Genomic DNA, 22759 nt, shown 5'->3' with positions numbered 1-22759 from the left:
CCGGATCATTTGATATGAGATGTAACTGCCTATATGTCCGACTCTGTGGGCGCTACTGGGTTCGAACCAGTGACATCTGCCTTGTAAGGGCAGCGCTCTACCGCTGAGCTAAGCACCCTTGGGCGCGTGGGGGCGCGCCGAGCGTGACATAGGGTACCCGAACGTTGGCTTGGGTGCGAGTCCAGGGTGTTCGGGGTCTCAGTCGGTCGTAGCCTGGCGGGATGGGCGACGATTGGGCCGGGTATGTGGGGCGGTTTCACGCCGAGCGGCCCGGGATCACCGAGCGGGTGCTCGGGCGGGAGTTCGACGGTGGGCGGCGGCCGTACGAGTGGCTGGTGTCGGCGCTTTTCGGTGAGGCGGGATTGACGCTGGTCGGGGAGGAGCGGCGGCGGTTCGTCTTCAGGCTCGGCGGGGTCGAGGACGCCGAGGTGTTCCTGGACTCGCTGTATCTTCCCTCGGCCTCCGAGCGGCGGCTGCGGGCCTGCTCGCGGCTGGGCGCGTCCATGCCGATTCCGGTGCGGCGGCTCATCGCCACGCGCTGAGCCAGAGAAGGCGGTAACCGTGGTCACCCGCGCATCGGCCGGTGGAATACGAGTTCCCCGCCCGGCGTTCGAGCCTGGGTGAGCGACACTGAGACTCTTTCCGTCGAAATCTGGTCCGACATCGCCTGCCCCTGGTGCTACGTGGGCAAGGCCCGATTCGACAAGGCCGTGCGGCAGTTCGACTCCGGCGACAAGGTCGAGGTCCGGCACCGTTCCTTCGAACTCGACCCCGAGCGCGACCCGGCCGACGTCACCGAGGTCGTGCCCATGATCGCCGAGAAGTACGGCATCAGTCCGGCTCAGGCGCAGGCCAACGAGTACAAGCTCGGCGGCCTCGCCTCGGCCGAGGGACTGGAGTACCGGACCGAGGGCCGCGACCACGGCAACTCCTTCGACCTGCACCGCCTGCTGCACCTGGCCGCCGACCGCGGACTGGAGCCGGCGGCCTGGGACGCCTTCTACAAGGCCAACTTCGCCGACGAGGACTCGCTGTGGAACCGCGAGCGCGTCATCGAGGTCGCCGTCTCGGCCGGGCTCGACCGGACCGAGGTCGTCGAGGTCCTCGACGACCCATCGGCCTACCGCGACGCCGTCCGGCGCGACGAGGCCGAGGCCGCCGCGCTCGGGGCGACCGGGGTGCCCTTCTTCGTCATCGACGGCAAATACGGCATCTCCGGCGCCCAGCCGACCGAGCTGTTCGCGGAGATCCTCGAGAAGGCTTGGGGCGAAAGGCGGCCCGAGATCACCACCATCGAGGGCGGTGAAGGGGCCGAAGCGTGCGGCCCCGAGGGCTGCGCCGTTTAGCCTCAGCGGCCGAAACGTTCACGGAAGGCCTTCTGCGGGAATATCCTGAGGCGAATCCCGCTCGACAGGAGGAGGCCGCTATGCCGATGGACCGCGAGACGCAACTGCGCCTGGTGAACCTGCGTGACGAAACCGGCGTGCTCTCGCTCTACGTCAACGCCGACCCCCGGCAGGAGGGATCGCAGCCGCCCTGGAAGAAGCGGCTCGAACAGGGCGTCAAGACCCTGCTCGAGTCGGTCGAGCCGCAGCTGCAGGACGTGCTCAAGCGGCGGCTCCGCGATCTCGATCTGGAGATCGAGCGCCTGGTCGACCCCGGCGCCCCGGGTGTCGGGCGGGCCCTGTTCATCCCGCTCGGCGACGGCGAGAGCTACACCGTCGAGATGCAGACGCCCTTGACCGACCGCGTCGCTCTCGCGCCGCGCTCTCATATCTCGCCCATGTTCGCGGCCTGGGCCGAAGGCTCGCCGGTCGGCATCGCCGTCGTCGACGGCAAGGGCATGCGCATCCTCGACAGCCGATTCGGCCGCTGCTCGGAGATCTCCGGGCTGTCCTTCGAGGCGCACACCGAGGAGTGGCGCGAACTCGTCGGCCCTGCCACCCAGCGCAATCCCTGGGGCAAGCGCCAGGGGCAGAGCGGGGTGACCCAGACCGACCTGTTCGACGTCCGCCTCAATGAGCACCTCACCCGCTTCCTGGCCGCCGCCCACACCACGCTGGAGAACCACGTGACGGCCTTCGGCTGGGAGTTCCTGCTCGTCACCGGCGAGCCGGAACTGGTCGAGGCGGCCTCGAAGCATCTGAGCAGCGCCCTGAAGACCGAGGTGGTCGCCTCGCAGCGGGTGCTCAGGCAGGCCAGCCCGGCTCAGATTCAGCAGACCCTGGCTCCCGAGACGGCCCGGGCGCGCCGGGCGCGCGACGAGCGCTTGGCGGCCGATTTCCGGGAGGCGCCGCCGAAGGCCGCGCTCGGTTCGGCCCAGACCGTGGAGGCACTCCAGGCCGGCCGGGCCGACCGGCTGCTGCTGGAGTTCGACTCGGTCTGGAGCGGCCGTCGCATCCCGCCCGGGTCGGTCCTGGCCGACGGCCTGGTCCCGGGCGACGCGGACGCGGCCACGTCCGTTGCCGAGGCGCGGCTGGGGGAGCAGATGATCGAGATGGCCCTGGCCTCGGACGCGCGGGTGTCGATCCTCGGTGACGGGGTGCGCCTGCCGGAGAAGGCCGAAGGGGTCGGCGCGTTCCTGCGCTGGTGACCCCCCACTTGAGGATTAGGTTAGCCTATGCTAACTTGGTCCCGGCAGTACGAACAGGGCCGCGGGTTTCTCACCACCCGCGGCCCTGATTACGTTTCCGGGCGTCGCTTCGGCTCATGTGGCCCGTATCTCTCTTTGAATGCTCCCCAAGGGGTTCTGTTTGCGTGCCCGCGGCTGCTATCTTTAATTCATCAAGTGATGAATTAAAGTCATCGCCTCACACCCCAAGGGGGACATGCCATGTCTGAGAACCAGGCTCAAGTCATCGTCGTCGGTGCCGGCCCCACCGGCCTCCTGCTCGCGGGCGACCTCGCCGAAGCGGGAATCGACGTCGCCGTCCTCGAAAGGCGCGGATCCGACCTCTCGAACCTCTCCCGCGCCTTCGGCGTCCACGCCCGCACCATGGAGGAGTTCGACGCCCGCGGCCTGGCCGAGGAGCTGCTGTCCCTCGGCGGCGCCCGGCTCGGCGGAATCCGCCTGTTCAACCGGGTCACACTCCACCTGGCCCACCTCGAGTCCCGTTTCCCGTACCTGCTGATGACGCCGCAGTACAACGTCGAGAAGGTCCTGCTGCGGCGCGCCCTCGACGCCGGCGCGAAGTTCCACTACGACCACAAGGTCACCGGGATCGACCAGAGCGACGGCCTCGTCACCGTCCACACCGAACAGGGCGACTGGACCGCGACCTACGTCGTCGGAGCCGACGGCGTCGGCAGCGCGGTGCGGCAGGCCGTCGGCATGCCCTTCCCCGGCGAGTCCGTGCTGAAGTCGATCATGCTCGCCGACGTCAAGCTCAACGAACCGCCCGCCGAGAGCCCCGCGATCCAGGGCATCAACGGCGCCTTCTGCTTCGTCGCCACCTTCGGCGACGAGTACTGGCGGATCTTCGCCTGGAACAGCGCCGACCAGAAGGGCGACGACGAGCCGATCGACCTCGAAGAGATCAAGGAGGCCGCCCGCCTGGCGTTCGGCACCGACTTCGGGATGCACAGCCCCCGCTGGATCTCCCGGTTCCACTCCGACGAGCGACAGGTCCCCGACTACCGGGACGGCAACGTCTTCCTGGCAGGCGACGCGGCCCACTGCCACTCACCGGCGGGCGGCCAGGGCATGAACACCGGCCTCCAGGACGCGGCAAACCTGTCCTGGAAGCTCGCCGCAGTGCTCCGCGGCGCCGACCCCGAACTGCTCGACAGCTACAACGACGAGCGCCACCCGGTCGGCAAGCTGGTCCTGCGCTCCAGCGGCGCGATGATCCGGCTGGCCGCCGAGCGCTCACGCGTCAAGGCCGCGATCGGCGGACTCGCGGCGGCCGCCGCCCTCCACATCAAGCCCTTGCAGGAGAAGGCGATGGGCATGATCAGCGGCGTCGGCATCCGGTACGGCCACGACCACGGCGAGAACCACCTGGTGGGCCACCGCGCCGCCGACCGCGACCTGGCCGGCGGCGCCCGGCTGTACGAGGCCCTGCGAGGCGGGCGGTTCGCCGTCCTCGACAGCACCGAGAAGTTCGAGATCGACGGCGTGGTCACCAGCGCGGCCTCGACGGACCCCGACGGGGAGGCCCTGGTCGTGCGCCCCGACGGCTACATCGGCTGGGCCGGCGGCGACGACCCCGAGGCGATCCGCGACTACCTCACCGCCCACACTGGACGCTCCTGACCGTTATGTCGTGTGACAGAGGGTATTAGCCGAGAGTTCACGGTTCCGCAGTGGCGTCGGGGCCGCGAATGCCGTGGACTCTCGGTGTACCCAGCTTTCCCCCGAACCCAAGGGAACTCATGTCGCACAACATCAGCAGACGCAACGTCCTCGGCGCCTCCCTCGCGGTCGGCGCGACCGCGGTCGGCACCGGCGCGACCTCCGAGGCCGCCTCCGCCGACGAGTCCCGCTTCCACGGGCGCGGCCTGATCGGCCGACCCCACGGCGACCAGATCCACCTGATGACCTTCAACATCCGCTACGAGGGCGGCGACGGCCCGCCCCACAGCTGGGAGGAGCGCCGCCCGCTCGTCAGCCGGGTCGTCCGGCGCGAGCGGCCGACGATCCTGTACACCCAGGAGGGCCTGTACGGCCAGCTCCAAGACCTCCACGACGACGTCTACGGCTACGACTGGATCCACCTGGGCCGCCTCGGCGGCAGCCAGAGCGAGGCCACCGCGATCTTCTGGGGCCGGCGGCGGCTCAAGGTCCTCGAGTACGACCACCTCTGGCTCTCGGACAACCCCCGCCTGATCGCCTCGAAGGACTGGGGCAACAACGTGGTGCGGATGCTCACCTGGATCCGATTCGAGGACCTCCGGACCGGCAAGGAGTTCTACGCGGTCGACAACCACTTCGACCACCAGTCGGAGAACGCCCGCCAGAAGGGCTCGCAGATGAACGCCGACCTCGTCTCCGAATGGGACGCGCCGGTCCTCGTCGGCGGCGACTTCAACCAGGTCCCGGGCACGCCGACCCACCAGATCCTCCTCGACGGCGGCCTGGTCGACACCTTCGACGAGGCCGAAGAGCAGGTCACGCCCGAATACGGCACCTGGAACGGCTGGGACCCCGAACCGAGCACCGAGGCCAACCGGATCGACTGGATCATGGCCACCCCCGACGTCCGCGTCGTCAAGGCCGGGGTCAACACCTACTCCGACGACGGCCTGACCCCCTCCGACCACTGGCCGGCGCAGGCGCTCGTCTCGCTGCCGTGACCGGCGGCGAGCCCCGATCCAAGTGAAGTCCGACATGAATGACCGGCGGGGGCGGCCCCCGCCGGTTATCGTCTGCCCATGAGCGACACGGACCGCGAGAGCCCGCTCATCGGCGCGGCCTCGGCCCCGGACCTGCACGTCATGACCTACAACCTCCGGGTCGCCTCGGGCAGCGCCCCGCATTCGTGGTGGAAGCGGCGACCCCTGGTCACCGCCGTCGTCGTCCGGGAGCGGCCGACCGTGCTGTGCACCCAGGAGGGCCGGTTCCGCCAGCTCATCGAGTTGCGCGACGGCCTCGACGGCTACGACTGGCTCCACCTGGGAACCCGCGGCGGCAGCCGCGGCGAGTCCACCGCGATCTTCTGGGAGAGCGAGCGGCTCACTCCGCTCGAGTACGACCACCAGTGGATCTCCCGGCGCCCGACCGTCCCCGAATCCCGCGCCTGGGGCAGCGGCCTGCCCCGCATGCTCACCTGGATCCGCTTCGCCGACAAGAAGACCGGCGCCGAGTTCTGCGTGGTCGACAACCACCTCGACCACCGCTCCGACCGGGCCCGCCGCAAAGGCGCGCAGTTGAACGCCGCGCTCGCCGAGCGCCTGGGCTCCCCGGTGGTCATCGCCGGCGACTTCAACTGCGCTCCCGGCTCGAAGCCCTACGCGACCCTCACCGCCGACGGACTCGACGACGCCTGGGAGGCCGCCGAGAAGCGCCTCACCCCCGCATGGGGCACGTTCAACAACTGGAACACCGAGCCCGTCGAGGGCGGAAAGCGGATCGACTGGATCCTGGTGCGACCCGAGATCCAGGTCCTGGCCGCCGCGGTCAACACCCACGTCGAGGGCGACCTGACGCCCTCGGACCACTGGCCGGTCCAGGCCCTGCTCCGCCTCAGCTAGCCAGCAGCTCGCGGACCTCGCGCACGGCCGCCCGGCCGGCCCGGTTCGCCCCGATCGTGCTCGCCGACGGCCCGTAGCCGACCAGGTGGATGCGCGGATCGGCCTCCACGCGGGTGCCGTCCATGGTGATCCCGCCGGCCGGCCCGCGCAGACGCAGCGGCGCGAGGTGGTCCAGCGCGGCCCGGAACCCCGTGGCCCACAGCAGGACATCGACCCCGATCACCCGGCCGTCGCCCATGACCGGGCCCTCGGGTCCGATCCGGTCGAACATCGGCCGCCGGTCCAGGACTCCGGCCTCGCGCGCGGCCCGGATCTCGGCCGTCTGCGGGACGCCGGTGACGCTGATGACGCTTCGCGGGCGCAGGCCCCGCCGCACCCGCTCCTCGACCATGGCCACCGCCTCCCGGCCCCGGTCGGGGTTGAACTCGTCGTCGCGCCACTGCGGCGGACGCCGGGTGAACCAGTGCGTCTCGGAGGCCAGGGGATCGATCTCCAGCAGGTGCTGGATCGCCGAGATGCCGCCGCCGATCACGGCCACGCGCTCGCCTTCGAACTCCCAGGGCCCGCGGTACTGGGCGGTGTGCAGCTGGTGGCCGGCGAAGGTCCCCTGGCCGCGGTAGCGCGGCCAGAACGGCCGCTCCCAGGTCCCGGTGGCGTTGATCAGGGCGCGGGCGATCCAGGCGCCGTGGTCGGTGGCGACCTCGAGCCGCTTGTCGGCCAGGGACCGGACCGAGGAGACCGACACCGGCCGCCGCACGCGCAGGTCGAAGCGCCGCTCGTACTCGGTGAAGTAGCCGGGGATGACCTCGGCGACCGGCCTCGACTCCTCGGGCTCGGGGACGGGCATGCCGGGAAGCTGGTAGACGCCGTTGACGGTCTTGAACGTGAGAGTGGGCCAGCGGAACTGCCAGGCTCCGCCCGCGGCGGGGGCGTGGTCGAGCACGACGAACCCGGTCCCGGGCTCGAAGTGCTTGCGCAGGAAGTACGCGGCGGACAGACCGGCCTGACCGGCCCCGATCACGACCACCTCGACCTCGCGTTCCATGCCAGATTCAACGGTCGCGGCCTGAACGGGATTCCGCTCAGTGGGGTCCCTCACCGAAGCCGCGGTGGGCGTATGGTGATTCGCATGGCTAAAGCGGTCGTGGTCGGTGCGGGCATCGGTGGCCTCGCGGCCGCTTTGGCGCTGCGATCCAAAGGATGGGGCGTCGAAGTCTACGAACGCGCGGCCCGGCTCGAAAAGATCGGAGCGGGCCTGGCGATCGCCCCGAACGCCCTGCGGTCGCTCGACGTGCTCGGCCTCGGCGACCGCGTCCGCGAACTCGCGGCATTCGGCGAGGCGAGCGCCGGCGTCTGCCGCCACGACGGGACGTGGCTCGTCAAGACCGACCAGGAGGCGGCGAAGGCCCGCTGGGGCGACGTCGCGGTAGTGCTGCCGCGAGCCGGCCTCCTGGATACGCTCGCCGACGGACTCGAGCCCGGAACGCTGCGGCTGGGCACCGAAGTCACCAGCGTCGATTCCGACCGCGGCACGGTGTCGACCGCGGCCGGAGAGACCGAGGCGGACCTGATCGTCGCCGCGGACGGCGTGCGCTCGCCCATCCGCACCGGCCTGTTCCCGGACCACCCCGGTCCCGTCTACGCTGGAGAGACCGCCTGGCGGCTGCTCCTGAACGACGTCCCCATGCGGGTCGGAGGCATCGAGTACTGGGGCCGCGCGGGAGTCATCGCCACGATGCCGCTGGCCGGCGATGCGCTCTATATGTACGCCGCCGCCCTCGCCCCGGCCGGGGAGCGCTCCGACGACGAGCGGAAGGTCCTGCTCGACAAGTTCGGCGACTGGGCCCACCCACTGCCCGAGCTGCTGGCGTCGGTCGAACCGGAGTCGGTGCTGCGCAACGACGTCTACCACATCGCGACCAGGCTTCCCGCCTTCCACAAGGGAAAGGTCGCGATCCTCGGTGACGCCGCGCACGCCATGACACCGCACCTCGGCCAGGGCGCGTGCCAGGCGATCGAGGACGCGGTGGTGCTCGCGCACGAAGTCACCCATGGCGACGGCCTGGCCGGTTATACGCGGGCACGGCTGCCGCGCACGATGAAGATCGTCAAGGACTCGCACTCGACGATGAAACTCGCGCTGATGCGAAACCGGCTGGCGATCGCGGCGCGGGACACGGCCATCCGCGCGATGACTCGAATAGCGCCGAGAGCCGGGCTCAACCGCTTCGACCCGGTGTTCTCCTGGAAACCGCCGGCATCGGACTGACCCGGCTTCGGGTCGCGCCTCTCGGTTCCCTAAGCCTTCGGCTTCGGACTGTGCTTCACGGTTCCCTAAGCCTTCGGCTTCGGAAACTTCTCCTTCATGGTGAACACCTCGGGGTTCGGACCACGCTCGCGCAGGAGGGTGAGCTTCTTCTCGGCCTCCTGCACGGTCGGGTCGTGGCCGACCGGGACCCACCACATGGCCGCGTACGCCTCCTTGAGGTGCTCGAACCATTCTCGGCGCCGCTGGAGGATCGGCCGGTGGTCGTCGCCGTAGACGAACGCGTCGAGCGCCTCCGGCGAGGTCCACACCGACAAGTTCATGATCATCCACTCGTCGTCCCAGAACCGGTACCCGGTGGCATTGCCGCCGCCGTCGTCGACCAGCCGCCACACGAAGCCCTCGGCGGCCTCGGCGGCGGCGTTGACCCGGTCCAGGTTCGACACGAAGCCGTGCATCACCGGGGAGTCCAGCGGGGCCAGCATCCGTCCGACGTTGACCTGCGCGAGATGGTAATTCGGGGTTCCCATTCAACGAGCCTGACAGCGGACCCGCCCGCCGGTCAATGCCCGGCGCCGAAACCCAGTCGACTGGGTTTTCGCCGAGACACGCAGAGGGGCGGGCCGCGGCCCGCCCCTCTGCACGCTTCGGATCGCTACTTGTCCAGCAGGTTCCGCAGCACGTACTGCAGGATGCCGCCGTTGCGGAAGTAGTCGGCCTCGCCCGGGGTGTCCAGGCGGACCGTGGCGTCGAACTCGGTCACTTCGCCGTCGGGCGAGACGGCCTCGACCCTGACCGTCTCGGGGATGCCGTCGTTGATCCCGGTCATGCCGGTGATCGAGACGGTCTCCTCGCCGCTCAGGCCCAGGCTCTCGTGCGAGGATCCCTCGGGGAACTGGAGTGGCAGGACGCCCATGCCGATGAGGTTCGAGCGGTGGATGCGCTCATAGGACTCGGCGATGACGGCCTTGACGCCCAGCAGGCGCGTGCCCTTGGCCGCCCAGTCGCGGCTGGAGCCGGTGCCGTACTCCTTGCCGGCCAGGACCACCAGCGGCACCTCGGCCGCCGCGTAGTTCTGGGCCGCCTCGTAGATGGTCGTCACCGGCGCCTCGGCCCGCGTGTAGTCGCGGGTCCAACCGCCCTCGGTGCCCGGGGCCAGCTGGTTGCGCAGGCGGATGTTGGCGAACGTGCCGCGCACCATGATCTCGTGGTTGCCGCGCCGCGAGCCGTATGAGTTGAAGTCCTTCGGGCTCACGCCCTTCGACTCCAGGTACTCGCCCGCGGGCGAGTCGGCCTTGATCGCGCCGGCCGGGGAGATGTGGTCGGTGGTCACCGAGTCGCCGAGCTTGGCCAGCACGCGCGCCCCGGACACGTCCTCGACCGCCGCCGGGGTGGCCGGCATGCCCTCGAAGTAGGGGGCCTTGCGCACGTACGTCGAGGCGTCCTCCCACTCGAAGGTGTCGCCGGTCGGGATCGGCAGACCCTTCCAGGTCTCGTCGCCCTCGAACACCGAGGCGTACTCGCTGAGGAACATCTCCCGGCCGATGTTGCCCTCGACGACCTCGCGAATGTCCTCGAGCGACGGCCAGATGTCGCGCATGTACACGTCCTGGCCCTCGGTGCCCTTGCCGAGCGGGTCGGTGGTCAGGTTGAGGTCCATCGTCCCGGCGAGCGCGTAGGCCACCACCAGCGGCGGGCTGGCCAGGTAGTTCATCTTGACATCGGGGTTGATGCGGCCCTCGAAGTTGCGGTTGCCCGAAAGCACCGAGGTGACGGCCAGGTCTCCGGACCGCACCGCGGCCGAGATCTCCTCGGACAGCGGACCGGAGTTGCCGATGCAGGTGGTGCAGCCGTAGCCGACCAGGTTGAACCCGAGCTTGTCGAGGTAGCCGGAGAGCCCGGCGCGGGTGAGGTAGCCGGTGACGACCTGCGAGCCCGGCGCCAGGGAGGTCTTCACCCACGGTTTGACGTCCAGCCCGGCCTCGACGGCGTTCTTGGCCAGCAGCCCCGCCCCGACCATGACGTACGGGTTCGAGGTGTTGGTGCAGGAGGTGATCGCGGCGATCACGACCGCGCCGTGGTCGAGCTCGAACTCGCCGTTCTCGTTCTTGACCGTCTGCGGGTCGCGGGGCCGGTCCCCGTTCGGCGTCTCGGCGGGGGTGTCGGAGGCCGGGAAGGACTCGCGGCTGCCCTCGTCGGTCGACACGTAATTGGCGATGTCGCGGCGCCACTGGTGGTCGGCGTTGTCGAGCGAGATGCGGTCCTGCGGGCGCTTGGGCCCGGCGATGGACGGCACCACGGTCGACAGGTCGAGTTCGAGGTACTCCGAGTACCGGGCCTCGCGGCTCGGGTCGTGCCACAGGCCCTGGGCCTTGGCATAGGCCTCGACCAGCCCGATCTGCTCCTCGTCGCGACCGGTCAGCCGCAGGTAGTCGACGGTGAGCTCGTCGATCGGGAAGATCGCGCAGGTGGAGCCGAACTCCGGGCTCATGTTGCCGAGCGTGGACCGGTCGGCCACCGGCACGCTGGCGACGCCGTCGCCGTAGAACTCGACGAACTTGCCGACCACGCCGTGCTCGCGGAGGATCTCGGTGATGGTCAGGACCAGGTCGGTCGCGGTGGCGCCGGCCGGGAGGTCGCCGGTGAGCTTGAAGCCGAGGACGCGGGGGATGAGCATCGAGATCGGCTGGCCGAGCATGGCCGCCTCGGCCTCGATGCCGCCCACGCCCCAGCCGAGCACGCCGATGCCGTTCTCCATGGTGGTGTGGGAGTCGGTGCCGACGCAGGTGTCGGGATAGGCGGTGCCCTCGCGGGTCATGACCACGCGCGCCAGGTGCTCGATGTTGACCTGGTGGACGATGCCGGTGCCGGGCGGGACGACCTTGAACTCGTCGAAGGCGGTCTGGCCCCAGCGCAGGAACTGGTAGCGCTCGCGGTTGCGCTCGTACTCGCGCTCGACGTTGCGCTTGAAGGAGTCCGGGTGGCCGAAGAAGTCGACGATGACCGAGTGGTCGATGACCAGCTCGGCGGGTGCGAGCGGGTTGATCTGGGCCGGGTCGCCGCCCAGGTCGCGGACGGCCTCGCGCATGGTGGCCAGGTCGACCACGCACGGGACGCCGGTGAAGTCCTGCATGATCACGCGGGCGGGCGTGAACTGGATCTCGGTGCTGGGCTTGGCAGTCGGGTCCCAGGAGCCGAGCGCGCGGATGTGGTCGGCGGTGATGTCGGCGCCGTCCTCGTTGCGCAGCAGGTTCTCGAGCAGGACCTTGAGGCTGTAAGGCAGGCGGTCGTGGCCCTCGACCCTGTCGATCCGGTAGATGTCGTATTCGCTGTCGCCGACCCGCAACGTGTCGCGGGCGCCGAAGGAGTCCGTGCTCACCACTTGTTCTGCTTCCTTAACTGTTGCTCGAATCCGAGCATCCGAATAATTCGCTCTCCGCACTCGCATCGGGATGCGGTGCTGGAGTCCTGGTCCGGCAGTCTGGACCGTTGGCGGCCGGTTCGTTCCCGCAAGATCTGTCTCACCCGCGTGTGCGGGGTCCACAGGGCGATGTCGGGGTCGCTCGCTCTCGCTAGGATGTTGACCGCAGCGGCATGGTCGGCATCCCACACGGCCCCGCACTGAGTGCAGTGAAGCTCATCCCCGTGGCGGACGCCGAGGGCGCCAGTGCCGGGGATGACTTGTGACGTGTAGGCGGCGTTGACCAGCCGCACCGCAGAACCTCTGCGGTCCGACACGGCTTGCAGCGCCTCGGCGGTCAGACCCTTGGTCCACTGCGCCAGGCGACGGTTCATCTTCCTTCCCAGCCGCTTGTGGCTGGGGAAACTCTTCGTAAGATCCTCGGCGGCGATGAGGGAGGCCTTGTCGAGCACCGCATGGACGGATTCGAAAGTGACAGTGCGGACGCGTGCTTCCCACTTCGCCGTATCGCGGCGCTTCTTGATATTTCCAAGGTTGTTGGCACGGATGCGATCGGCTTTGGCTCGGTCTCCTAGCGCCTCGGCTCGGTTAGCGATCGAGCGCAGCTTGGCACGCCGAGCATTGACCCGGTGGAGTCGATCCGACCGAGCAATAAGCAGCGACCCCAGCTCGGCCCCATGGCGAATCCCTTCGGAATCGGTGAGGACTTCGGTGTAACCCTTGTCGATTCCGATCTCGCGCTGCTCCGAGGGACGGTGCGATGAGTTCATTGAGGCGGCCTCGATCTGGTAGTGGACTTCCGCCCGGCCATCACGAAGTATCAATCGAAGGGTCCCTGAGGGTGCAAGCGTTGTATTCAATGGGATCTTTACATGCTCGCGATTCGCCAAGCCCGGAATCGACAGCCATACATCACCGCCCGTCTTCAGGGTGAATGTCTGGTATTTGTCGGAGCGAACCATGATCTGGTTGTGCGTGTGATTACGTCCGCGATTCCAGTGTTTTCGCATTTGGCGGGAGAGCCATGGATCGGCCACCCATGTGTCGAAACGCAGAGCCGCGTACAAGCGCCGCCTATCAGCTTCGTCGCTCGTGCGGAGGTGAATCGCTCGGCGCACTCGTCGCTTCGCGGCGGCGCGGCTCGCCGCGATGTCTTTCACCGTGTCGCGAACGGTCTCTTTCCAGGCGTTCGCCAGAACATCGAAGGTTGCCGCGGTGCCGTCTTTCATCCACTGATCGCGCACCTCTCGGGCGCTGAGGTGCGCACCGCTGGTCGAGCCGAACTGTCGCCATACCAGTGACCGCACCTGCCCTAGTCTCCGCGCCTGCTCAGTAAGCTTGGAGAGTTTGCCTGCGTTGAGGACCTTGGAAAAGGCGATCCGTGTGACCAGCACTTCCAACCACCGTCGAACTCGTGTGCATATTTCGCCGGTAGAACGATCGGATGTGGCAAGAGGAAGTGGTGATGTGAGGACCGTCACTTGTGCGAACATGGACTCACCTACCCCTCCGTGGGCGCACACTGCATGTCCTCAGTCTGCCGCAGCACCGTCGGTCGGCGAAGGAGGTCGGCCGAGAGGGGAGCGGCGGCACACGATTCAAAAACAGTACGTCCGTCTTGTTAAATCTTCTCAAGCGTACCACCACCCTCGGGCCCGCCCGCAGAGCCGTGAACCGGCGCGCGGACTCGCCCTCGGAGTGTCGGGGAAGTCTGAAGATCGCTCTCGCATCGGGATTGGTGGCCGGCGGCGGCGGGCGGTTCAATGTGCGGTGTTGATCGCCGCCGCCGGCCCGGTGCGGTGATATAAGCCTAAAATCGGACTATACGCTGAGGCCGAACCGGTCCCGCGCGGGGTCGGCGTCGGACCCGACCGACCTGCGGCGACCGAGCCCGTTCAGGACTGATCCGCCAAGCGCGGTCCCGCCTCCCGCTGCTCCGCGAGCCACGTCTCCACCTCGTCGGCGTCGCGCGGCAGCGCCTCCGAGAGGTTCTGGCAGCCGTCGGCGGTGACCCGCACGTCGTCCTCGATGCGGATGCCGACCCCGCGCAGCTCCGCGGGCACCAGCTCGTCGTTGGCCTGGAAGTACAGGCCCGGCTCCACGGTCAGGACGTGGTCCTCCTCGACCTTGCCCCGGTAGTACTGCTCCGGACGGGAGGCGGCGCAGTCGTGGACGTCCAGGCCCAGCATGTGTCCGAAACCGTGCAGCGTCCAGCGGCGGTAGACCAGGGAGTCCTTGCTCATCGCCTCGTCGACCGATACCGGCAGCACGCCCAGGTCGTCCAGCCCCTCGGCCAGCACCCGCATGCACGTCCGGTGGATCTCCTGGAACTCCACGCCCGGCCGGATGACGTCCATCCCCGCCTGCTGCGAGGCGTGCACGATCTCGTAGACCTGCCGCTGGAGCCGGGTGAACCGGCCGTCGACCGGGATCGTGCGGGTGATGTCGGCGGTGTAGAGATTGCGGTTCTCCACGCCCATGTCCATCAGCAGCAGCTCGCCGGTCTTGGTGCGGCCGTCGTTGGTCGTCCAGTGCAGCGTGGTCGCGTGCGCGCCCGCGCCCACGATCGAGTCGTACCCCAGGCCGTTGCCCTCCAGGCGCGCGCGGGCGCCGAAGACGCCCTCGATGAGCCGCTCGGAGACCGAACCGGCCGCCGGCAGGATCCGCGCCACGTCCTCGAAGCCCCGCACGGTGGCGTCGACCGCCTCCTGGAGCTGCTCGAGTTCCCAGGCGTCCTTCTTCAGCCGCAGCTCCGAGAGCACGGCGGCCAGCTGGCGGTCGCGAGTGGGCTTCGGATTGCCGTCCTCGTCCTTCTCCGGCTCCTCGGCCTCGAAACGCCGGTCGAGACTGGTGTGGAAGCTGCGCAGCAGCCGCGTCTTCGACCGGTCCGCGCCCGCCAGCGCCTCATCGAGCGTCTCGACGTCTCGGCAGACCACCCCGAGGCGGGTCTCGGCCTCGGCCAGCGAGTGCTTGCGCCCGATCCACAGCTCGCCGTACTTCGCCGAGCGGAAGAACTCGTCCGACTCGGTCCCGGCGCGGCCGCGCCGGTAGAGCACCGCCTCGTGGCCCGACGCGACCGGGTGCAGCACCAGCACGCCCTCGGGGTCCAGGTCTCCGGTGAGCCACGCGAAGTCCGATCCGGCCCGGAACCGGAAGAACGTGTCGTTGGCGCGCACCTTCTCCTCCCCGGTGGGCACCACGATCGTCTCGCCGGGGAACGCCGCCGAGAGCGCCTCGCGGCGGCGGGCCGTGTAGGCCGCCTGCGGCAGCGGGGACGCCTCCAGCTCCAGCGAGCCCCAACCCGAGCGCATGAACTCCAGGAACTTCTCCGGGAACTGCGGGTCGTGCGGGCGCTCCCCTGACTTCTTCTCGGCCATGCGGATCCTTCTTCCGGCTCGGGTTGCAAGCGTTCCTCCCGACGGTACCGCGCTGCACCGGGACCGATTCCCGGTCATGTCCCCTACCGTCGGCGACCGGCCGAGCGCTAACCTGAAGACCGTGACCGATCGTGCGAACTCGTCGCTCAATCCGCCACCCGGCGCCGGGGCGGATTCCTCACGCTCGACCGTCGCCCTGCCGGCAGAGCAGTCCGAGCAGATCCGGCGCCTCGTCGCGATCGGGCGTGCCGCCTCGGTCTCCGACTACGTCATCGAGGCCGTGGCCGAACGGCTCGAACGCGACCGCTCGCTCAGCGAGCTCCAAGACCTGTTCGAGCGCAAGGGCCACGCGCCCAGCGCCGAGCACCTGGCCTGGGCTCGCGAGGTCCTGGGAGTCAACGACGAACCCGGGGAGGCCGCCAGGTGATCGGTGGCCGAATCCTGGACGTGTCGGCAATCGTCGGTTTCGCCACCTCCATGCCCTACCCGCAGGCGGTGGTGTTCACCGCGCTCGAGGAGAACGTCGTCCTCGCCATCCCCTCGGGAGCGCTTGCCGAGGCGTGGGCGCAGGCCCGGCGCCGGGACCGCGACGCGCTGCTGGTGCTGCTCGGGCTCCCGGTGACGGTCGTGATGGACCTCGACAAGAAGACCGCCCGGGACGTGGGCCTGATGCTCTCCCGCTCGCGCCAGCACGGCAACATCGCGGCCGGGCACGTCGCCTGGTGTGGCCTGAACCGCCCCGGCTGGCCCATTGTGACCGGCGAGCCGAAGACTCTGCTGGCATTCGACTCGGGTCTGGAGATAGACCACCTGCCGTAGGGGGAACCCTGAAACCCTGAAAGGGACATGCATGAGCGCCGTAGGAGCGAAGCCCATGACCGAGGTCGGTCCCCTCGACTACAAGCCCCGCAAATCCCGGATCGGAGCCTGGATCGGCGCGATCCTGTTCGCCGGGTCGGCCTTCGCGCTGTCGTTCACGCTGGGGGCGACCACCCCCGAGGGCGGCGCGGTGACCTGGGCCGACCAGGTCGGGATGGTCGGAATCGGCCTGATCGGCGGCGGCGTCATCCTGTCGTTCCTGCGGCTGCGGGTGCGCGCCGACGAGGACGGCATCGAGATCCGCAACGTCTTCTCCACCCACCGCCTGCCCTGGGAGGTCGTCGTGGACGTCGCCCTGCCCGACCGGGTGCAGTGGGCGCTGGCCACCCTGGCCGACGACGACGAGGTCTCGATCATGGCCATCCAGATTACCGACAAGGAGCGGGCCGCGGCCGCGATCAAGCACCTGCGGGCCCTCCTGGAGCAGTCGCGCACGTCATAGGGGCCTGCGGCGACGCCGCCTGTAGGATGTAGGTATAATTACTAGTCGTGCGTGCTTCGGCGCGCACCTGAAGCGGAGCCCAGCTCCCACCCGCAGCCGCAGAGGCGAACGGGTCGCACACGGCAGCCGCCGCACAGCGGCTATGAACCCGTGTCACGGAATTGGGCCCTGGCTGCGTGCCGGGGCTTTCTCATTGGGAACTGGGGCCCTGCTGCGAGAGCGCGTTACCCGGCGTGCTCGCGTTAACCAAGAAACAACTCGGGACGCCGATACGCCGGTATCGGCGAGAATCGCAACAAGGAGGCCCCATCAGCGATTTGCGCGTTAACGACCAGATCCGGGCACGTGAAGTGCGTCTGGTCGGCCCGCAGGGTGAGCAGGTCGGCATCGTTCCGATCGACAAGGCCCAGCAGCTGGCCGCCGACGTCGACATGGACCTGGTCGAGGTTGCGCCCACCGCCCGACCGCCGGTCTGCAAGCTCATGGACTACGGCAAGTTCAAGTACGAGTCCGCCCAGAAGGCCCGTGCCTCGCGCCGGAACCAGCAGCAGACCGTGATCAAGGAGATGAAGCTTCGGCCGAAGATCGACACGCACGACTATGAGACCAAGAAGGGTCACATTGTGCGGTTCCTGACGGCCGGGGACAAAGTCAAGATCACCATCATGTTCCGTGGTCGCGAGCAGTCGCGTCCCGAACTGGGCCGGCGCCTGCTCGACAAGCTCGCCGAAGAGATCGCCGATCTCGGAGCGGTCGAGTCGGCCCCGAAGCAGGACGGCCGGAACATGGTCATGGTGGTCGCCCCGCACCGGCCCAAGGGCGGGGACGCCAAAGGCGGTGGCCGCAAGGGCGGCCGTGACCGCGCGGCGGCCGAGTAGACCGCCCACCCATCCGTGCCTAAGCGGGCGCCATGCGCCCGCTACAGGCGCGGGGTTTACATATCGAACGGAGAACCACGATGCCGAAGATGAAGACCCACAGCGGTGCCAAGAAGCGTTTCAAGGTCACCGGCTCCGGCAAACTGCAGCGTCGCCAGCAGGGCAAGAACCACCTGATGGAGCACAAGTCCTCGAAGACGAAGCGCAAGCTCGACGGGCGCGCCGACGTCGCCAAGGCCGACCAGAAGCAGGTCAGGAAGCTGCTGGGCCGCTAGCCCCCGCCCCCTTTGACTCATTCCGCTTTAACCGCAAGGAGACAGAACTGTGGCACGCGTCAAGCGTTCGGTGAACGCCAAGAAGAAGCGCCGCACCGTACTCGAAGAGGCCAAGGGCTACCGGGGCCAGCGCTCGCGCCTGTACCGCAAGGCCAAAGAGCAGCTGCTGCACTCGTACACCTACTCCTACCGGGACCGCAAGGCTCGCAAGCGCGAGTTCCGCAAGTTGTGGATCACCCGCATCAACGCCGCCGCCCGCGCCAACGGCATCAGCTACAACCGGTTCATGCAGGGGCTGAAGCTCGCCGAGGTCGAGGTCGACCGCAAGATCCTCGCGGAGCTGGCCGTCAACGACGAGGCCGCGTTCACCGCGCTGGTCGAGGTCGCCAAGGCGGCCCTGCCCGAGGACGTCAACGCTCCGGCCGAGCGCTAGATGTCGCAGACCGAGCCCGGGACGGACGCGCTCACGGCGCGATCGTCCCGGGTCGTCGCTGCCAGGAAGCTTCAGCGCCGCCGCGGCCGCGAGAAGGCTGGGCGGTTCCTCGCCGAGGGCCCGCAGGCCGTGCGAGAGGCCGTCGAGGCCGGGGCGGCCGAGGACCTGTTCTACACGATCGAGGCCGACGCCAGGCACGACGAGCTGATCGACGCCGCCGCCGCGGCCGGGGTCCATCTGCACCCGACCACCGACGAGGCGCTGGCCTCGCTGGCCGAGACCGTCACGCCCCAGGGCCTGATCGCCGCCTGCCGCTTCCTCGACCAGCGGCTCCCTCCCGAGGCGAACCTGGTCGCGGTCCTGCACGGCATCACCGACCCCGGCAACGCCGGGACGGTCCTGCGCGCCGCCGACGCGGCCGGGGCCGACTGCGTGGTGTTCGGCACCGACTCGGTCGACCCGTACAACGGCAAATGCGTGCGCGCCTCGGCCGGGAGCCTGTTCCACCTGCCGGTGATCCGCGGCGCCGACACCGCCGAGATGCTCGGCATCTTCGACCACGCCCAGATCCTCGCCGCCGTCACCGGGGGAGAGGACCTGTTCGCGCTGAGCGCGAACGGTGAGCTGGACGCGCCGACGGTGTGGCTGCTCGGCTCGGAGGCCCACGGCCTCGACGAGGCCACCGCCGCTCTGGCCCACCGCCGCGTCGGCGTCCCCGTCTGGGGGAAGGCCGAGAGCCTGAACCTGGCCGTCGCCGCCGGAGTCTGTCTCTACGCGAGCGCTGCGCAGCAGCGTCTCGCGTCTTGAGCTCAGCGCGGGTGCGTCGCCATGCGGAGCATGGCGCACCGCCAGGGGCGGTGCCTCGGCGCAACGCATGTCGGTATGATTGCCTCATGTCTTCCAGCTATCGCTCGTTTATGCGGCCCGCCGGGTGCGGGCTGCGGCGCTAGCTGCCCACATCTCCTCCGGCGGGCTGCGGCCGAGCCGCGCGGCTTCCCTAGACTCCTTAAGGTCCCGCAGGAGAGAGTGCATGTCTAACGAGAACGAGAACCAGGCTGGCCTCGTCCAGCCCGAGGCCCTCAGCAGGGCCGTAAAGGAAGCGATCACGGCCGTCGAAGCGGCCGCCACCATCGAGGAGCTGGCCGCGGCCCGGAGCGCCTGCCTCGGCGACAAGGCGCCCGTGTCGCTGGCGCGCAGGGCGATCGGGTCGCTCCCCGGCAAAGAGCGCGGTGAGGCCGGCCGCAACGTCAACGCCGCCCGCGGCGAGATCACCGCCGCCTACGAGGACCGCAAGGCCGTCCTCGAGGCCGCCGAGGCCGAGCGGATCCTCCGCGAGGAGACCGTCGACGTCACCGCCCGCGCCCCCCGGCGCCGGGCCGGAGCGCGCCACCCGATCAGCGCCCAGATGGACCGCATCGCCGACCTGTTCGTCGCGATGGGCTACCAGATCGGCGAGGGCCCCGAGGTCGAGCTGGAGTGGTTCAACTTCGACGCGCTCAACATCCACCCCGACCACCCGGCCCGAACCATGATGGACACCTTCCACATCGCCGACGGCGACGGGGAGTACGGCTCGAACATGGTACTGCGGACCCACACCTCCACGGTGCAGATCCACACCATGCTCACCCAGGAGCCGCCGATCTACACCGTCGCGCCCGGCCGCGTGTACCGCACCGACGAGGTCGACGCGACCCACTCGCCCGTCTTCCACCAGACCGAGGGCCTCGTGGTCGACAAGGGCATCACCATGGCCGACCTGAAGGGCACGCTGGACCACTACGCCAAGTCGGTGTTCGGGCCCGATGCGGTCACCCGGCTGCGCCCGTCGTACTTCCCGTTCACCGAGCCCAGCGCCGAGGTCGACGTCTGGTTCACCGCCCACAAGGACGGTCCCCGCTGGATCGAGTGGGGCGGCTGCGGCATGGTCAACCCGCGGGTGCTGCGCGCCTGCGGCATCGACCCCGACGTCTACTCGGGCTTCGCCTTCGGCATGGGCGTCGATCGCGCGCTCATGCTGCGCCACGGCATCACCGACCTGAGGGACATCATCGACGGGGACGTCCGCTTCCCCGCCGGCCTGCGAGTGGAGGAATAGACCGATGCGGATCCCAGTCTCCTGGCTGTCCGAGTACGCCGCCCTGCCCGCCGACCTCACGACCGAGGCCCTGGACGCGGCCCTGGTCGACGCCGGGCTCGAGGTCGAAGAGGTCCACGACCTGCGCGAGCAGGTCACCGGACCGCTCGTGGTCGGCCGCGTCGCCTCGATCGAGGAGCTCACCGAGTTCAAGAAGCCGATCCGCCACTGCCACGTGGAGGTCGGCGAGGACGAGCCGCGCTCGATCATCTGCGGCGCCCGCAACTTCGCCGAGGGCGACCTGGTCGTGGTGGCGCTGCCCGGCGCGGTCCTGCCCGGCGGGTTCGCCATCGGCTCGCGCAAGACCTACGGGCGGCTCTCGGACGGCATGATCTGCTCGGCGCGCGAGCTCGGCGTCTCCGACGACCACGACGGCATCATGGTGCTGGCCGAGGGCATGGTCGGGGAGGACGCGCGGCCGCTGCTCGGCCTCGACGAGATCGTGTTCGAGCTGGCCATCACCCCCGACATGGGCTACTGCTTCTCGATGCGCGGGGTCGCCCGCGAGGTCGCCCACCAGCTGGGGGCGGCCTTCACCGACCCGGCCGCCAAGGCCGTCGAGCACCCGGCCACGGCCGAGCCGCCGCACCCGATCCGGGTCGAGACCGAGGGCTGCACGCGCTTCACGCTGCGCGCCGTCCACGGCGTGGACGCGAACGCCGATTCGCCCGAGTGGATGGCCAAGCGGCTGACGCAGGCCGGGATGCGCCCGATCGGGCTGGCCGTGGACGTCACCAACTACCTGATGCTCGAACTGGGCCACCCGCTGCACGCCTTCGACCTGGACCGCCTCGAAGGCGACCTGGTCGTCAGGCGCGCGAGCCCGGGCGAGAAGCTCAAGACCCTCGACGACGTCGAGCGAGCCCTCGACCCCGAGGACATGGTCATCTACGACAACACCGGCCCGCTGTCGCTGGCCGGGGTCATGGGCGGGGAGTCCTCCGAGGTCGGCCCCGAGACCCGCAATGTGCTCGTCGAGGCCGCGCACTGGGATCCGGTCGCGATCGCGCGGACCTCGCGGCGGCACAAGCTCACCAGCGAGGCGTCCAAGCGGTTCGAGCGCGGCACCGACCCGGCCCTGAGCGCGCTCGCCACGCAGCGCGCGGTCGACCTGCTGGTCGAGTACGGCGGCGGGACGCTCTCGGAGAAGGTCGCCGACGTCGACAACCGCCGGCCGGTCGCACCGATCGAGCTGCCGGTCGACCTGCCGTCGCAGACGATCGGGGTCGACTACGACCGCGCGACGGTGGTCGCGATGCTGGAGGCCGCCGGTTGCTCGGTGGAGGGTGGCGACGTTCTCACCGTCACCCCGGCGACCTGGCGTCCCGACCTGGCCGACCCGGCCGACCTGGTCGAGGAGGTCGCGCGGCTCCACGGCTACCGGCACATCCCGTCGAGCGTGCCCCGCGCGCCGGCCGGGCCGGGCCTGACACCCGAGCAGCGCCGCCGCCGCCGCGTGGCGCGGGCCCTGGCCGACAACGGCTTCGTGGAGACCTTCACGTTCCCGTTCGTCTCGCGCGAGCGCGCCGACGAGCTGTGGCTGGACCCGGCCGATCCGCGGCGCGACGCGATCGCGGTGCTCAACCCGCTCGACACCGCCGCGCCGCTGCTGCGCACCTCGGTGCTGGCGAGCCTGGTCAACGCGGTCAGGACGAACCTCGCGCGCGGCGCGCGCGACCTGGCGGTATTCGAGGAGGGGCTGGTCTTCAAGCCCGCCGAGGGCTGGTCGGAGCTCGAGAAGGTCGAGCTGCCGGTGTCCGAGCGGCCGAGCGACGAGGCGATCTCGGCGGCGATCCGGCGGCTGCCCGCGCAGCCGCGGCACGTGGCCGCGATCCTGTGCGGCCAGGCCGGACCGGACGGGGTCGAGGGCCCCGGCCGCCAGGTCGACTGGGCCGACGCGATCGAGGCCGCCGAGATCGTGGCCGAGGCCGCCGGAGCGAAGCTGGAGGTCGTCCAGGGCGAGCTGGCCCCGTGGCACCCGGGCCGCTGCGCCGAGCTGAAGGTCGAAGGCGAGGTCGTCGGCCACGCCGGGGAGCTGCATCCCGAGGTGTGCGAGGCCCTCGACCTGCCGAAGCGGACCGCGGCCATGGAGCTGGACCTCTCGGCCGTCCCGCTGCCGGACCTGGCTCCGGCGCCGGTCATCTCGCACTACCCGGCCACGCTCATCGACGTGGCGGTGGTCGTCTCCGAGAGCGTCTCCGCCGGCGAGGTCGAGGCGGCGCTGTGCGAGGGCGCCGGGGAGCTGCTGGAGTCGGCGCGCCTGTTCGACGTCTACCGCGACGCCAAGCTCGGCGAGGGGAAGAAGTCCCTCGCGTTCAAGCTGGCGCTGCGCGCCGGAGACCGGACGCTGACCAACGAGGAGGGCGTGGCGATCCGCGACGCGGCCGTGGCGGTCGCGAGCGAGCGGTTCGGCGCGGCCATCCGCGAATAGGGCGAACCGGGACGGGTCGGCGGGGTCT

General features: G+C 69.6%; 21 protein-coding genes and 1 tRNA gene. 16 read left to right on the top strand and 6 right to left on the bottom strand.

All coding sequences use genetic code 11. From position 1 onward, the window contains the following. Window positions 1-46: 46 nt before the first annotated feature. A tRNA-Val gene (locus JFB92_RS15900) sits at window positions 47-118 on the bottom strand. 103 nt (window positions 119-221) lie between these two features. Here JFB92_RS15900 and JFB92_RS15895 point away from each other — a divergent pair. The 6 genes from JFB92_RS15895 (at window position 222) to JFB92_RS15870 (ending at window position 6192) form a co-directional block, all read left to right on the top strand. Next, window positions 222-542 (top strand): hypothetical protein, encoded by a 321-nt coding sequence (locus JFB92_RS15895; RefSeq protein WP_199040862.1) that lies wholly within the window; start codon window positions 222-224, stop codon window positions 540-542. Between the two features lie 78 nt (window positions 543-620). Continuing rightward, a complete protein-coding gene (locus tag JFB92_RS15890; RefSeq protein WP_199040860.1) occupies window positions 621-1346 on the top strand; it encodes a DsbA family oxidoreductase in 726 nt (241 codons plus the stop codon). A gap of 80 nt (window positions 1347-1426) precedes the next feature. After that, window positions 1427-2593 carry a VLRF1 family aeRF1-type release factor gene (locus JFB92_RS15885; RefSeq protein WP_199040857.1) on the top strand — a complete coding sequence of 389 codons (1167 nt, stop codon included), beginning with the start codon at window positions 1427-1429 and terminating at the stop codon, window positions 2591-2593. A 240-nt stretch (window positions 2594-2833) separates the two neighbouring features. Beyond that, window positions 2834-4255 (top strand): FAD-dependent monooxygenase, encoded by a 1422-nt coding sequence (locus JFB92_RS15880; protein ID WP_199040854.1) that lies wholly within the window; start codon window positions 2834-2836, stop codon window positions 4253-4255. 119 nt (window positions 4256-4374) lie between these two features. Next, complete coding sequence (locus tag JFB92_RS15875; protein ID WP_199040851.1) at window positions 4375-5295, top strand: endonuclease/exonuclease/phosphatase family protein; 921 nt, start codon at window positions 4375-4377, stop codon at window positions 5293-5295. A 78-nt stretch (window positions 5296-5373) separates the two neighbouring features. After that, window positions 5374-6192, top strand: a complete 819-nt coding sequence (locus tag JFB92_RS15870) for an endonuclease/exonuclease/phosphatase family protein (RefSeq protein WP_199040848.1) — start codon at window positions 5374-5376, stop codon at window positions 6190-6192. Here JFB92_RS15870 and JFB92_RS15865 read toward each other — a convergent pair. Continuing rightward, entirely contained in the window at window positions 6185-7237 is a 1053-nt protein-coding gene (locus JFB92_RS15865) for an NAD(P)-binding domain-containing protein (RefSeq protein WP_199040845.1), read from the bottom strand. The two genes, JFB92_RS15870 and JFB92_RS15865, sit on opposite strands and share 8 nt — an antisense overlap. 84 nt (window positions 7238-7321) lie before the next feature. On the opposite strand from JFB92_RS15865, the gene JFB92_RS15860 reads away from it, so the two are divergent. Next, on the top strand, window positions 7322-8461 hold the full coding sequence (locus JFB92_RS15860) for an FAD-dependent monooxygenase (protein WP_199040843.1): 1140 nt from the start codon (window positions 7322-7324) through the stop codon (window positions 8459-8461). A gap of 65 nt (window positions 8462-8526) precedes the next feature. Here JFB92_RS15860 and JFB92_RS15855 read toward each other — a convergent pair whose 3' ends face one another. From JFB92_RS15855 to JFB92_RS15840, 4 genes are all read right to left on the bottom strand, one after another. After that, the gene (locus tag JFB92_RS15855; RefSeq protein ID WP_199040838.1) at window positions 8527-8988 is read right to left on the bottom strand and encodes a DUF3291 domain-containing protein; all 462 of its coding nucleotides are present in this window, start codon (window positions 8986-8988) and stop codon (window positions 8527-8529) included. A 125-nt stretch (window positions 8989-9113) separates the two neighbouring features. Continuing rightward, window positions 9114-11837, bottom strand: a complete 2724-nt coding sequence (gene acnA, locus JFB92_RS15850; protein WP_372451652.1) for an aconitate hydratase AcnA — start codon at window positions 11835-11837, stop codon at window positions 9114-9116. Continuing rightward, on the bottom strand, window positions 11834-13372 hold the full coding sequence (locus JFB92_RS15845; protein WP_199040833.1) for a zinc ribbon domain-containing protein: 1539 nt from the start codon (window positions 13370-13372) through the stop codon (window positions 11834-11836). The genes acnA and JFB92_RS15845 overlap by 4 nt, the downstream gene beginning before the upstream one ends. A gap of 402 nt (window positions 13373-13774) precedes the next feature. Beyond that, window positions 13775-15256 carry an aminopeptidase P family protein gene (locus JFB92_RS15840; protein ID WP_199040830.1) on the bottom strand — a complete coding sequence of 494 codons (1482 nt, stop codon included), beginning with the start codon at window positions 15254-15256 and terminating at the stop codon, window positions 13775-13777. 121 nt (window positions 15257-15377) lie between these two features. On the opposite strand from JFB92_RS15840, the gene JFB92_RS15835 reads away from it, so the two are divergent. From JFB92_RS15835 to pheT, 9 genes are all read left to right on the top strand, one after another. Further along, on the top strand, window positions 15378-15683 hold the full coding sequence (locus tag JFB92_RS15835) for a hypothetical protein (protein ID WP_199040826.1): 306 nt from the start codon (window positions 15378-15380) through the stop codon (window positions 15681-15683). After that, window positions 15680-16075, top strand: a complete 396-nt coding sequence (locus JFB92_RS15830; protein ID WP_199040824.1) for a hypothetical protein — start codon at window positions 15680-15682, stop codon at window positions 16073-16075. The genes JFB92_RS15835 and JFB92_RS15830 overlap by 4 nt, the downstream gene beginning before the upstream one ends. Before the next feature lie 55 nt (window positions 16076-16130). Then, window positions 16131-16577 carry a PH domain-containing protein gene (locus JFB92_RS15825; RefSeq protein WP_199040822.1) on the top strand — a complete coding sequence of 149 codons (447 nt, stop codon included), beginning with the start codon at window positions 16131-16133 and terminating at the stop codon, window positions 16575-16577. A 317-nt stretch (window positions 16578-16894) separates the two neighbouring features. Further along, window positions 16895-17455 carry a translation initiation factor IF-3 gene (gene infC / locus JFB92_RS15820; protein WP_233163358.1) on the top strand — a complete coding sequence of 187 codons (561 nt, stop codon included), beginning with the start codon at window positions 16895-16897 and terminating at the stop codon, window positions 17453-17455. A gap of 80 nt (window positions 17456-17535) precedes the next feature. Beyond that, window positions 17536-17730 carry a 50S ribosomal protein L35 gene (rpmI, locus tag JFB92_RS15815; protein ID WP_199040820.1) on the top strand — a complete coding sequence of 65 codons (195 nt, stop codon included), beginning with the start codon at window positions 17536-17538 and terminating at the stop codon, window positions 17728-17730. A gap of 49 nt (window positions 17731-17779) precedes the next feature. Next, a complete protein-coding gene (rplT, locus tag JFB92_RS15810) occupies window positions 17780-18163 on the top strand; it encodes a 50S ribosomal protein L20 (protein ID WP_199040818.1) in 384 nt (127 codons plus the stop codon). Then, window positions 18164-18970 carry a TrmH family RNA methyltransferase gene (locus JFB92_RS15805; protein ID WP_199040816.1) on the top strand — a complete coding sequence of 269 codons (807 nt, stop codon included), beginning with the start codon at window positions 18164-18166 and terminating at the stop codon, window positions 18968-18970. 223 nt (window positions 18971-19193) lie between these two features. After that, a complete protein-coding gene (gene pheS / locus JFB92_RS15800) occupies window positions 19194-20261 on the top strand; it encodes a phenylalanine--tRNA ligase subunit alpha (protein WP_199040814.1) in 1068 nt (355 codons plus the stop codon). Window positions 20262-20265: 4 nt separating this feature from the next. Continuing rightward, the gene (pheT, locus tag JFB92_RS15795; RefSeq protein WP_199040812.1) at window positions 20266-22731 is read left to right on the top strand and encodes a phenylalanine--tRNA ligase subunit beta; all 2466 of its coding nucleotides are present in this window, start codon (window positions 20266-20268) and stop codon (window positions 22729-22731) included. Window positions 22732-22759: the final 28 nt, after the last annotated feature.

The sequence above is a fragment of the Glycomyces salinus genome (assembly GCF_016428645.1).
In the GTDB taxonomy this organism is placed as follows: domain Bacteria; phylum Actinomycetota; class Actinomycetes; order Mycobacteriales; family Micromonosporaceae; genus Glycomyces; species Glycomyces salinus.
The sequence above is the reverse complement of the archived record's forward strand: the minus strand, read 5'-3'. Positions and strand labels throughout refer to the sequence as shown.